This is a genomic window from Bacteroides clarus (assembly GCF_015555825.1).
Lineage (GTDB): Bacteria > Bacteroidota > Bacteroidia > Bacteroidales > Bacteroidaceae > Bacteroides > Bacteroides clarus.
This window is the reverse complement of record NZ_JADNLF010000006.1, coordinates 71,367-84,439: the sequence shown is the minus strand read 5'-3', so window position 1 is coordinate 84,439 and position 13,073 is coordinate 71,367. Positions and strand designations below refer to the sequence as shown.

Here is a 13,073-nt window from a genome sequence, read left to right as displayed (position 1 = left end):
ATTTCATATCTATTAAAGGGATAATTAAAGAGTTATATTCAGGCCGAATAAAAACGTTCTGGCCAGTGGATACGTTCCATAATCTTCACCCGGAGAGAGTGAGTTTCCGGGACGTGCATTAACTTCCGGATTATATCCGCTGTAATCGGTAGATGTCCAAAGATTTTGTCCCGACACATACACTCTCAGCTTCTCGACAAAGAAGTGGCGAGTCAAGCTTTGAGGCAAAGTATATCCTAAAGTCACATTTTGCAATCTCAGGTAAGAACCGTCCTCCAAATGCCAGGTTGAAGTTCTGCCGTTGTAGCCTTTTGACTTACGATTGGCACGATTCACCTGACCGTTACCCGGATTATCAGCATTCTTCCAACGCCCCAGAGCAATCGTCGTTCCATTGACGTTACCTTCCATGTTATCAATATATCTTCTGTTCAGGTTCAATATCTCATTTCCATAAACACCCTGGAAGTTAAAATCCAAGTCTATCCCTTTATACCATACTTTACCACCGAAACCATAAGTAAAGTCAGGCATATAATTACCTACAATCGTACGGTCTTTATCCAAATCCATCACGCCGTCACCGTCTACATCTACAAAACGGAAATCACCCGGCTGAGTATTGCTGAAATGAGGATACTTCTTCAGCTCTTCTTCATTGGAAAAGATACCGTCTTGCACCAGCAGATAGTAACTGCCGATAGGCTCACCCACTTTAGTGATATAATAAGCATGGTCTACGCTGCCGGTAGAGATAATAGGAGCGTTGCCGGGACCAAGAGCCTTCACCTCATTCGTATTGGTCGCATAATTGGCATTGAACGAATATCCGAAATCTTTCGTAAAATTCTTCTGAGAAGTCAAAGCTATCTCCCATCCTCTGTTATTCACTTTACCGATATTCATCAACGCAGTACTATAACCTGTCAGATGAGGAACAGGAACATTCAGAAGCATATTGGAAGTGTTCGTATTGTAATAATCTACCGTAACTCCCAGCAGCCCCTTAAACATCTGTATATCAATACCGGCATTAATCATCGCATTCTTTTCCCAGCTCAAATCCTCATTTTTAATCGTATTGGGCTTATAGCCATAAATGAGCTGGCCGCTGTTTGTTCCAAGTATATAATTATCGATTGCCATAAGCGACAGATGGTCATAGTTGCCTATTTGAAAATTACCGGTAACACCGTAACTTGCCCTTATCTTTAAATCATCTATAAAAGAAAGCGCCTGAGTGTTTTGGAAGAAATCCTCACCGCTGACTCTCCATGCTGCCGAAGCTGACGGGAAGTACCCCCAACGGTTATTCTTTCCGAAACGTGAAGAACCATCGGCACGTATGGCGGCAGAAGCCATATATTTACCTTTATAGCTATACTGAGCGCGTGCCAGATAAGAGGCTATGGTCCATTGCGTCTTATCGGAGTTACCTTTCGTCACCGTACCGCCCGAGATGGTCTGGATATAATCATTCGGAAAGTCTGTGGCCGTTACATTATCTCCTTTATAGGTTTCTTTCTGCGCAGACTGAACCAACACTACATTTAAAGAATGGTCTTCATTGATAGTAGTATTATAATTTATCTTATTCTCTATCAACCAATTAAAATAAAATCCGGAAGAACTGTAAGCAACAGGATTGGATTTGGTATCATAATACTTCTGTCCCAGCAACGGTAATTCCGAGGAACGGTACGTATCATTATGCGAGCCGTAATAATCGCCACCGAAAGAAATATTATAAGTCAGCCCTTTAAAAAACTCTATTTCAGCAAACACTTTTCCTACAATGGCCATGCGGTCTACAACATCGGATTGCAAATTGGCCATCGCGACGGGGTTCAATATGGCATTGTGTTGATAGTCGTTCCCGATTCTCCAATAACCGTTTCCCTGATAATTATAACTTCCGTCCGCATTATATACAGGCCATACAGGCGGCATCATCAACGCAGACTGTACAACACCGCCTGAACCTGATGCGTCCACACGGTTGGAAGTCGAGTAGGACGGAGAGAAATTAACCCCGAACTTGAATCTTTTGTACTGGCCGTCAAGATTCATACGCATACTGTATTTCTTAAAATCGGAATTGATAACGACACCTTCTTTATCGTAATAATTGGCCGAAACAAAATAGCCGACCGTTTTCCCACGCCCCGAAACAGAGATATTATGGCTCTGTGTACCGGCAGTCCGAAAAATGGCATCCTGCCAATCGGTGTCCGTCAATCCGCGGTCGCCATTCAGGTAAGGGAACAGTTCGGTGGGAATACGTTCCCACGAGTTGGGACGCATGCCGTTCGGGTCGTCGGGCGAAACTCCCGGATTGGCATCCAGATAGGCGTTGTCATGACCGTCCTTGGCAAACTCCGCAAACTGGTAGGCATTCATCATATCCAGTTTCTTCGATACATTCTGTATGCCATAATAACCGTCATACTGTATCTTCACTTTTTCCGTCTGCCCCTGTTTGGTAGTAATAATAATAACACCATTGGAACCGCGGCTGCCATAAATAGCTGCCGACGAAGCATCCTTCAACACTTCCACCGACTCTATATCATTATTATTAAGATTGGCGAAGCCACGTTCTACCGGTACACCGTCAATGATGTAAAGCGGATCGCTACCGGCATTGACAGTGCTGATACCACGCACGCGGATACTGACATTGCCTTCCGGATCACCGCTTGGAGTAGTTACCTGCACTCCCGGCATCTTTCCCGCCAACGCCTGACGAAAATCCGAAGCGGATGTTTTGGCAATATCCTCCGCCTTCACAGAAGATATGGAAGTAGATACGTCGCTCTTCTTCTGCACGCCATATCCCACAACCACTACTTCCTCCAACAATTCACTGTCCTCTTTCAGAATTATATTGGCAAGCGCTTTGTCCCCTGCCGAAAAAGTCCGTGTCTTGTAGCCTATAAACGAGATGACAACTTCCGCTTTCTCGGGAACGCCAGCCAATGTATATTCTCCGTCAACATTCGTAATCGTTCCCAAAGAAGTGCCTTTCACGGCAATGCTCGCACCAATTACCGGTTCGCCTTTTTCGTCAACGATGATACCGGAAATCCTTTTCATCTTTCCACCCTGCCCTGCAGCTTCCGAACTGTTTTTCGCTTTCAGATAGACTTTCTTCCCGCTTATCTCATAAGCAACGTTCATGCCGGACAGCAATCTGTTCAGTACATCAGACAGTTCTTCTTTATCCGCCCGGACAGTTACGAGTTTATCGGGATTGACCGTAGGACGGCTGTATGCAACCGTCAGTCCGGTCTGTTGAGTAATGGCATCAAAGACTTTCGCCAGTTTCACCTGCCGGAAATCCATTGAAACCTTTTGAGCAGTGGCCGTAATACAAGCCATAGAGCTAAAAAGCAGTACAAGCAGAATCTTGTGTTTCATAACTTTAATTTTAGATTAGCAATAGTATAAAATTCTCTTTATACTAAGTAGACACACAAGAGTCCGGAACGGGTGAGAGAAAATCTCTTTTTTTTGCTGAATTTTATTTTGTAGTGACAATTACCTCTTTTTCAGCCTCATCATACCGAAAGTATAAGGGGGCGATCTTCTCCAAATCACGCAATACTTTTTCAAGAAGTGTATTTTCGGAAGTCAGCGTGAAATAAACATTCCAAGCGTCCTGGTTCTCCACTTTAAAATCAACATTATACCAGCGATGCAGCACCTTGATAACTTCCGCCAAAGGAGCATCCCTGAAAGCGATTACATTTGTTTTCCACAAAGAAGAAAAGCGGGTGTCACTGTTTCGTGAAATGGTACAGCGGTCGTCCTCCCGGTTGTACACCAGCCGTTCACCGGGCTGCACCGGATATTTCTTGTCCGAGGGGAGCGTAAGGTCGATACGCCCTTCATCCAGACATACGGTAATATCTTTATTATCCGGATAGGCATTGACATCGAACGAAGTTCCCAGTACATGAATGGCAGGTCCGTTCAGATTAACGATGAAAGGGCGGTCCGGATTTTTAGATACCACAAAATAAGCTTCACCTTCCAGATAGACTTCGCGGCTGGAAAGCGCGAACTTCCTGGGGTACTTCAAGCGGGAATCGGAATTGATATATACGCGTGTGCCATCCTGAAACATCATTTGCAGGCGCTCACCCTTTGCCACATAGATTTCTTCGTAACCGGAACCGCCAAACAAATCCACCCGCTTGTCCAACTGTACAAACAGGCCTGCCAGCACAATAAACGGAATCAATACCGCAGCCGCACGGAAAGCTATCCTGCGGATACGCTTCCGGCGGATATTCCTGCGAATACGGGCAAACAATTCATCAGACGCTATTTCATGGTTCACATAAAGTTCTTCATAACCAAGCTTCACCTGTTCCACCTCACAATCCATGCTTCGGGACAAATAGGCCGTTCCTTCATCCGTAGCGAACCATTGCGCGACAAGACGGGCTGTTTCAGGAGTAGATGTTCCGGCAAGTACTTCCTGTATCTGTTCTTCGGTGGGTTTATTCATCATCTTATTATCCATAGTATAAAAAAGACACTTAAATGCTTCAGCAGGGTGAGGTATGTAACAAATATTAGCAATTTATGCAGATGCGCGCGCAACAACTTCAACGCTTCCGAATAATGGGTCTTGATGGTATTGACCGACAAATGCATGCGCTCCGCTATTTCCTGATTGGTAAGTTCATCACGCACTTTCATCATACAGATTTCACGTTTCTGAGACGGCAGTTTGTCCAGCGCTTGATAAAACAATGACATCAGTTCCTTCTTCTCCAGATTCTCTACCAGCGTATCTTCATATTCGGGCGTGCTTTGCGCTATCTCATAATTCTTTGCGACGGCAGTATTCTCATTGCGGATTACATTAAGAATATGGTTCTTCGTCATCGTCACCAGATAGTTCTTCAGACTGACACCTACGCGAAGTTCCGAACGGAACTCCCAGAAACGGGTAAAGACATGCTGCACCGCATCCTCTGCCATGGTCTTGTTCATCAGGTAGCGATAAGCCAGTACATAAAGCAGCTTATGATACTTTTTATAGACCACGGTAAACGCCTCCACGTCTCCCCGCTCTACCCGCGCGAAAAGTGTTTCATCATCCATATCCGGTGTTAGTGGTATAAACAAAGACATCCTACAGTTGCTCTAAGGTTACAAAAACAGGCCAAATATAGGTATTTATAGATTGAGTAGAATAGAAAAGGATAAAAAATAGCAGAAAACTTTTCATTTGTTTCCTTTCCTTCCCGGGAAAAAAGGCCTTACCTTTGTCTGCTATATCATTATACCTGTAAATATGAAACATCAATCAGAAAAGCCATTGGCACCTTATAGTTTCTCACGTTGCTTCAACGCCCAATGCGCAAAAGCCGAAACCTGCCTGCACCGCCTTGCCGCTGTCCGCGACACGCCCGAATATCCGTCCATCCGCGTCATCAACCCACTGTGCATACCGGCAGACAGCAGCAAATGTCCTTACTTCCAGTCGGCACAAAAGGCACATGTGGCGTGGGGCATCAGCCATTTGCTCGATGATGTTCCGTACAAATATCTGCATACGCTGAAAAACCGGCTCATCGCCCACTTCGGTCGCGGAAAATACTACCGCTTCTACCGGGAAGAGTCTTACCTCTCTCCCGACGACCAAGCATATATTCGCAGCATATTCCGTCAGTATAACATCCAGGGAGAACCGGCCTTCGATTCTTACAGCGAGGAATATAGCTGGTAGAGTACCGCAGGAATGCCGGGGAATACGCGATCCTATTTTATCCGACAAGTAAGCTAACAGATTAGTTCACAACGGTGAACACTTTGTTCTATCGTATAAAAACATTTTGTTTCCATACGATAAAACGAAATGTTCCATGCGTTGAAACAAAGTGTTCCAACGTACCGAACAAAGTGTTCTCCATAGGGAAACAGTTTGTTTCGCGCATCCAAACAAACAGTCGGCCATATCAACGCCGTCCGTTCACCCTACGCAAACGGGAAACAACACACGAAACAGGACAAAAAAGAAGCATATAAGGAACTGAAATGACAAGGATAAAAATTCTTTTTCTATCTTTGCGATACGAATACGCGATAACAGCGAGCATGACATCACCTTTTCAAGTCCGAGTACCGCTGCCGACTTCTGCACCGGCAGCTGCAATAACGGGTGGCGCGTTTGGAAAGACAAAGACGGAAACACATTGGACGCTGTTTACAGAAAGCAATTAGAGTAGATATTATAAAGATACTGAATAAAAAAGTAAAAAGTAAGAAAACAGAATAACCTTCCAATACTTTCCCTACCTTTGTATATCATAAAACAAAATTGAATGATATGAAGAAGTGTTTCGTTGGATTTCTGGCGTTAGTCGCTGTGTGCAGCGGTTGCGGCACAAGCCAAATGGCGTCGGGCGACCCCGGCGCAATATTTGCGGGTGCAGCCATCGGCGGAAATGTCGGTGGTGCCATCGGCGGTCTGATAGGTGACAATAACGGCGGCTGGCGAGGCGGTTATCGGGGCTCGGCCATCGGCACAATTATCGGAACCATTGCCGGAGCAGCCATTGGGAATGCCGTCTCCGCCCCGAAACAGGAAGAATACAGCTATCGGATAGAAAGAACGGAAACCTGCAAACCGAAGCCCGAAGCCTATCCCGCTCCCTCCGTTTTCGACAATCTGAGAATACGAAACATACGTTTCATCGACGATGACCGCGACCATATAATCACTTCCGGCGAAAGCAGCAAAGTGATTTTTGAAATCATGAACGAGGGGAATCAGACAATATATAATGTAGTCCCTATGGTGACGGAAATTACAGGCATGAAGCGCATCTATATTTCTCCGCCCGTCATGGTGGAACAGATAGCTCCGCGCAACGGCGTGAAGTATACCGCCAACATCAGCGCAGGAGACCGGATAAAGACGGGCGATATCACCATACGCGTGGCCGTAGCCGACGGAAACGGGCAACAATACGACTGGCAGGAATTCTCACTGTCCACCAGGCGGTAAAAGAGTTACCGGAGTTTCCATACGAACCGAACAACCTATAAACAACAGATTATGGCCGACAACTATCTGGAAAATCAATACGAACGATACCTGGCACGCAAGGCCGCCTGGGAAAGAGAACGTAAATACGGAAAGAAAAAGAAATCTGTACACCCGCGCCCTCTGCCGCAACAAGCCGAAGATGATGTTGTGACCGATTCGGAAGAAGTTATGCTGCATCCCTTCCATACGTCCGTAACAGACATTCCGCTGCCGGAAAAGTTTACTTACCCCTTTTGCTACACTCCGCATCCGCTCTGCATCGCGGCGGTGAAAGAGGTACAGGACTATCTTGGCCGACAAGACCGATGGAAAGAAGAGTTGGCACAAGGCAAAATGTTCGGCGTATTGGTGGTGGAAACGGACAAAGGCGAAATAGGATATCTCGCGGCTTTCTCGGGCATCCTGGCAGGCAAAAACGTGCATCCTTTCTTTGTACCGCCCGTGTACGACCTGTTGCAACCGCAAGGATTCTTCAAAACAGAAGAAGAGCAAATCTCACAAATCAACGTACGTATCAGACAGTTGGAAGAGGATGAAGCATACAGACGGCGGATTGAGCAACTGACCGCCTTGCAACAAGTCGCCCGAGCGTCTTTGGAAGAAGCCAGGCTGCAAATGAAAGCCGCCAAAGAGAGGCGGGAAGAACGGAGACGGCAGGCCGCCTTATCTCCCGATTGCCGAATCACTCCCGAAGAAGAAAGCACTCTGATACGTGAAAGCCAGTTTCAGAAAGCGGAATACAAACGTATGGAACGTGCCTGGAAAGAGCGTATCGCCCCTTTACAACAAACCGTCTCCACCCACGAGGCCGGCATACAGGCATTGAAAGCCGAACGGAAGGTACGCTCCGCCGCTCTGCAACAAAAACTGTTCGGACAATTCAAAATGCTGAATCACCGGGGAGAAGTCAAGACGCTTTGCGACATCTTTGAGCAGACCGTACACAAAACCCCACCCGCAGGAGCCGGTGAATGCGCCGCCCCCAAACTGTTGCAACAAGCCTATCTGCATGGTTGGAAGCCTATTGCAATGGCAGAGTTCTGGTGGGGAGAGTCTCCCAAAACAGAGATACGGCATCACGGACATTACTATCCGGCTTGCAAAGGCAAGTGCGAACCGATTTTGAGACATATGCTGCAAGGTCTTGAAGTGGACGAGAATCCGATGCTGAAGGAATTGCAGTCCAACAAGAAAGAATTGGAAATCATCTATGAAGATGAATGGTTGGCGGTGGTTAATAAACCGGCAGGCATGTTGTCCGTTCCCGGCAAAGAAGATGCGGCTTCCGTTTACAGCGTGGTACGTGAACGGTATCCTGACGCGGACGGTCCGTTGATTGTGCATCGCCTGGACATGGCGACATCGGGTCTGTTGGTGGTGGCAAAGACCAAGCAGGTTCACCAAAACCTGCAGGCGCAATTTAAAAACCGCAGTATCCAAAAGCGCTATATAGCATTGCTTCAAGGAATGGTTTCGCAAGATACGGGAACGGTTGAGCTGCCACTATGCCCGAATCCGCTTGACCGCCCCCGGCAAATGGTACATGCCGAATATGGCAAACCCGCCGTAACAGACTTTGAGGTATTGAAACGCGGGGATAACCGCACCCGCATCGCTTTTTATCCACGTACCGGACGCACACATCAGCTTCGGGTACACGCCGCCCACCCGCTCGGACTGCACTGCCCCATTATCGGCGACGAGCTCTACGGAAAGAAAGCCGAACGGCTGTATCTGCATGCCGAGACACTGGAATTCACCCATCCCATAACCGGGAAGCAAGTGAGAATCAGCCGAAAAGCAGACTTTTAATCAAATGTTCAGGAATAAACAACAATACATATCAGAATGATTATTCTCCGCCCCACCCCGCAAGACTATGACGAGCTGCTCGCCGTATGGGAAGCCTCCGTACGAAGCACCCACCATTTCCTGACGGAAGAGAACATACAGTTCTATAAGCCATTGGTACGAAACCGATACTTTCAAGCCGTAGAGCTTTACATCATCCGGAACCGGGAAGGAAAAATCGCCGCCTTCATGGGACTGAGCGATGAGCTCATCGAAATGCTTTTTGTACATCCCGCGGAGCAAGGAAAAGGCTGCGGCAAGCAGTTGATACAATACGCGCTCCACGAAAAGCATATATATAAGGTAGACGTCAACGAGCAAAACGAATCAGCTCACCGATTCTACCTGCACACGGGCTTCCGGCTTATCGGAAGAGATGAAACCGACCCTGCGGGAAATCCTTTTCCCATATTGCACCTGCAATGGAAGCCGTAAACAAACCCATATCGCATAACACAAAAACAGATTGACTCCATGAGAATACACCACATCGCCATCTGGACTTTTCGTCTGGAAGAAATGAAAGAGTTTTATATCCGTTACTTCAAAGGTACAGGCAATGAAAAGTACGTCAATCCCCAAAAAGGATTTGAATCCTACTTTATCCGTTTCGACAGCGGAGCCGACCTGGAGTTGATGAGCCGTACCGATGTACGGGATACTCCCATTGAAGAAAACAGACTCGGCCTGACCCACTTCGCCTTTGCACTCAACAGCAAAGAGGAAGTTCTCGACCTGACGGAACAACTGCGCAGCGCCGGATATACCATCGCCGGGGAGCCCCGTACCTCGGGAGACGGATATTTTGAAAGTGTAGTACTCGACCCCGACGACAACCGGGTGGAATGCGTGTTCAAGGCAGTCTAAAAAGTCATTTTACACAGAATTTAAATCAACGCCTTTCGCCCGGCATTGCACTAAGTTTCTTATGTTTGCAGCGTAATTCATAAGTTGATTTTAAATTTATCGGAAACCATGAAAATCATTGCATTCCTATTTACAGCATTTATCAGTCTGCAAGCGTTCGGACAAGAGAAATTCCCCGACGGTACGCCTATCCCCGACTGGTTCAGACAAAACGAAATCGTAAACATCGAAACACTGGGACAGAAATATACCATAACCGATTATGGTGTAGTAAACGACAGTACAATCCTCCAAACAGAAAAGATACAGGCGGTAATAGACCGGGCAGCCCGAAACGGCGGCGGTGTCATTGTTGTCCCCAAAGGAACTTTCCTCAGCGGTTCAATCTTCTTCAAACCCCGGACACATCTATATATGGAAGAAGGTTCCGTATTGAAAGGAAGTGACGACATCAGCAATTTCGCCATTGTCAACACCCGCATAGAAGGACAAAGCCTGAAGTATTTCGCCGCTCTGGTCAATGCCGACAAAGTAAACGGATTTACAATCTCCGGCAAAGGCACAATCAACGGTAACGGACATAGATACTGGAAATCATTCTGGCTGCGCCGGCAGGTTATCCCGAAATGCACCAACATGGACGAGTTGCGTCCCCGTCTGCTCTACATCTCCAACAGCAACGATGTGCAAATCTCCGGAGTACGTCTCATGAACTCTCCGTTCTGGACTACGCATATCTACCGCTGCAATAACATCAAGTTGCTGAATCTCCATATTTTCGCTCCCGCCGCTCCGGTAAAAGCGCCGAGCAGTGACGCCATCGATATTGATGTATGCAGCAACGTACTGGTTAAGAACTGCTATATGTCCGTCAATGACGATGCCGTAGCCCTGAAAGGCGGTAAAGGCCCGTGGGCGGATAAAGACGCCAATAACGGCAGCAATACCAATATCATCATAGAAGACTGTACATATGGTTTTTGCCACAGCGGCCTGACGTGCGGCAGTGAATCAATACACAACCGCAACATCATACTCCGCCGTTGCAAAATCAGCAACGCTACTCGTCTGCTGTGGCTGAAGATGCGTCCCGACACGCCGCAACACTACGAATACATCCTGGTGGAAGACATCACAGGCGATGCCAAGAGCATGCTGCTCATCAAACCGTGGACACAGTTCTTCGACCTCAAAGGCCGTAAGGATATTCCCCTCTCACGTGCCAACAACGTAACTTTGCGCAATATCAACCTGAGTTGCGACATATTCTTCAACGTCAGCAAGTCCGACCAGTACGAATTGAAGGATTTCACTTTCGAGAATCTGAATATCAAGACAAAGGACGCCAAATGCGATAAAGAGATTATCTCTAATTTTGAATGGAAGAACGTTAAGGTCAATCAATAACGTTCGCCTCAAAACCACGCAACATATTGATTTCTTCCGCCCAAAGTGATTCATCGGGAGTTTCAAGCACAATCGGCATGTCGTTGAACCGTTCATCTTTCATGAAACGTTCAAAGAAATCTATGCCGATAAGTCCTTTCCCGATGCTATCATGGCGGTCTACGCGAGTACCCAACGCCTTTTTGGAATCATTCAGGTGGATAGCGCGAAGAAAGCCGAAACCGACGGTCTTATCGAAATCCTCAAACACCTTATCGTACTCATTTACAATATCATATCCCGCCGTATAGGTATGACAGGTATCAAGGCAAACGCCTACGCGGGACTTATCTTCCACCCGGTCGATGATATGCTTCAAGTGCCCGAATTCATTGCCGACATTACTGCCTTGCCCGGCGGTGTTCTCAATAACCGCCGTAACGCCCTGCGTCTTGCCCAATGTCATATTGATGGATTCGGCCACCCTATCCAGACAAGCCTCAACGGAAATCTTGTTCAAGTGACTGCCCGGATGAAAATTCAGCAACTTCAATCCTAACTCTTCACAACGCTGCATCTCATCCAGAAAAGCCGCACGGCTTTTCGCCAGTCCTTCCTCTTCGGGATGTCCCAGATTTATCAGATAACTGTCGTGCGGAAGAATATAGCGTGCATCCAAAGCATACTTTCCGCAATTCTCCTTAAATAAAGCAATGCTTTCCCGCGTCAGAGGTTTCGCCACCCACTGGCGCTGGTTCTTGGTAAACAGGGCAAAAGCGTTCGCCCCTATTTCATGGGCATTGACGGGAGCGAATTCCACACCGCCGCCGGCGGATACATGCGCGCCTATAAATTTCATATTCCGATTGTTATTCATTTGTTTATTGTTCTTTCATAAATTCCCATTGAGACTTTTTCATATCTACAAAACCGTTTGCCCTGAACCGGACACCTTCACTTTCCAGCAACGCTCTTTGCTCCGTCCAGCCCGGTACCAGTCTGCCTTGACTGTTCACCACCCTATGGCAAGGCAGGTGCAAATCTTCCGGCACGTTGTGCATCGCCTGTCCCACCATACGCGAACACTGAGGTCTGCCTACCAGATAGGCAATCTGTCCGTAAGTCACCACGCGTCCCGCAGGAATCGCGGCAACAACGCTGTAAACATCTTGCAGAAAAGCATCGTGATTCATAAGATACAGTCTTTCTTTCCGGCAAAGATAAGGCAAACGGAGAGCATACAAAACAAGTCCGCTCATTTTTTACACCGAATGACGGGATGAGATGCCCGCCTGTCGGGACAGGGACCCCCCCCCCTTTCCGTTTATAGGAAAGTACTTGCTCCAAGCGTGTTATAGGCGTAAGTGATATTCTGCTGGCGAAGGACCTCGCCTTTCGGAGTAAACAATATCTGATATTTTATCTGCACATTCGGTTTGCCCACTTGTATGGCCACGATGGGTTGCCATTTGGGAAACTGCACCCAAACAACGTTCTGCACCACCCCGTCCGAAAACTGGCTGGCGGCAAAAGCATTGAACACAGCGGCGGGCACTTCATCCAGCGTTTCCCAGTCCGTTTGCTTCATTACCCACTCCGCATCCGAGTTGAACCAGACTTTGGTATCGAAGCCATTCATCATAAAATCCGCCACATAATACGCCTTGTCCTGCGACCAGGCTATGCCGACGGCTGTGGGATACATCTTTTTAAGAGCTATTTGCACGCTGTCGGGAGCATAACCGGCAGAGGCGGATATAGATGCCAGAAGCATCAGAATCAATAAAGCAGTTTTCAATTTATTCATAATCGTTCAGGTATTAATGGTTCACCGCAAATGATGCGCGGCAAGCACGGATTATACTTATTACACGAATTATCACTGATTAATCAACAGTAT

At 47.1% G+C, this 13,073-nt stretch carries 12 protein-coding genes and 1 pseudogene; 7 read left to right on the top strand and 6 right to left on the bottom strand.

All coding sequences use genetic code 11. From position 1 onward, the window contains the following. Nucleotides 1-24: 24 nt before the first annotated feature. The 3 genes from I2F54_RS08415 to I2F54_RS08405 all read right to left on the bottom strand — a co-directional run bounded on the left by I2F54_RS08415 (nt 25) and on the right by I2F54_RS08405 (nt 5,148). Nucleotides 25-3,420: a TonB-dependent receptor gene (locus tag I2F54_RS08415; RefSeq protein ID WP_009121328.1), complete on the bottom strand. Its 3,396-nt coding sequence runs from the start codon at nt 3,418-3,420 to the stop codon at nt 25-27. Between the two features lie 103 nt (nt 3,421-3,523). Continuing rightward, entirely contained in the window at nt 3,524-4,516 is a 993-nt protein-coding gene (locus I2F54_RS08410; RefSeq protein ID WP_370762169.1) for a FecR family protein, read from the bottom strand. After that, nucleotides 4,516-5,148 carry an RNA polymerase sigma factor gene (locus I2F54_RS08405; RefSeq protein ID WP_087426581.1) on the bottom strand — a complete coding sequence of 211 codons (633 nt, stop codon included), beginning with the start codon at nt 5,146-5,148 and terminating at the stop codon, nt 4,516-4,518. Before I2F54_RS08405 ends, I2F54_RS08410 begins: the two co-directional genes overlap by 1 nt. 163 nt (nt 5,149-5,311) lie before the next feature. Here I2F54_RS08405 and I2F54_RS08400 point away from each other — a divergent pair, with 163 nt between their 5' ends. The 7 genes and pseudogenes from I2F54_RS08400 to I2F54_RS08370 all read left to right on the top strand — a co-directional run bounded on the left by I2F54_RS08400 (nt 5,312) and on the right by I2F54_RS08370 (nt 11,194). Further along, on the top strand, nt 5,312-5,746 hold the full coding sequence (locus I2F54_RS08400) for a DUF6078 family protein (RefSeq protein WP_039950473.1): 435 nt from the start codon (nt 5,312-5,314) through the stop codon (nt 5,744-5,746). A gap of 370 nt (nt 5,747-6,116) precedes the next feature. Beyond that, nucleotides 6,117-6,245, top strand: a pseudogene (locus tag I2F54_RS08395) (DUF4357 domain-containing protein); the annotation flags it as partial. 101 nt (nt 6,246-6,346) lie between these two features. After that, a complete protein-coding gene (locus I2F54_RS08390) occupies nt 6,347-7,027 on the top strand; it encodes a hypothetical protein (RefSeq protein WP_009121323.1) in 681 nt (226 codons plus the stop codon). A 210-nt stretch (nt 7,028-7,237) separates the two neighbouring features. Next, nucleotides 7,238-8,881 (top strand): RluA family pseudouridine synthase, encoded by a 1,644-nt coding sequence (locus I2F54_RS08385; protein WP_195501030.1) that lies wholly within the window; start codon nt 7,238-7,240, stop codon nt 8,879-8,881. Between the two features lie 36 nt (nt 8,882-8,917). Further along, nucleotides 8,918-9,355 (top strand): GNAT family N-acetyltransferase, encoded by a 438-nt coding sequence (locus I2F54_RS08380; RefSeq protein WP_195500951.1) that lies wholly within the window; start codon nt 8,918-8,920, stop codon nt 9,353-9,355. A gap of 39 nt (nt 9,356-9,394) precedes the next feature. Beyond that, a complete protein-coding gene (locus I2F54_RS08375; protein ID WP_195500950.1) occupies nt 9,395-9,787 on the top strand; it encodes a VOC family protein in 393 nt (130 codons plus the stop codon). Nucleotides 9,788-9,895: 108 nt separating this feature from the next. After that, nucleotides 9,896-11,194: a rhamnogalacturonidase gene (locus I2F54_RS08370; RefSeq protein WP_195500949.1), complete on the top strand. Its 1,299-nt coding sequence runs from the start codon at nt 9,896-9,898 to the stop codon at nt 11,192-11,194. On the opposite strand, the gene nfo is transcribed toward I2F54_RS08370, so the two are convergent. The 3 genes from nfo to I2F54_RS08355 form a co-directional block, all read right to left on the bottom strand. Beyond that, nucleotides 11,184-12,032, bottom strand: a complete 849-nt coding sequence (gene nfo, locus I2F54_RS08365) for a deoxyribonuclease IV (RefSeq protein WP_195500948.1) — start codon at nt 12,030-12,032, stop codon at nt 11,184-11,186. The two genes, I2F54_RS08370 and nfo, sit on opposite strands and share 11 nt — an antisense overlap. Nucleotides 12,033-12,054: 22 nt before the next feature. Further along, nucleotides 12,055-12,366, bottom strand: coding sequence for an MGMT family protein (locus I2F54_RS08360; RefSeq protein ID WP_039950471.1), 312 nt, complete (start codon nt 12,364-12,366; stop codon nt 12,055-12,057). Nucleotides 12,367-12,497: 131 nt separating this feature from the next. Beyond that, nucleotides 12,498-12,980, bottom strand: coding sequence for a PepSY-like domain-containing protein (locus I2F54_RS08355; protein WP_195500947.1), 483 nt, complete (start codon nt 12,978-12,980; stop codon nt 12,498-12,500). Nucleotides 12,981-13,073 lie beyond the last annotated feature (93 nt).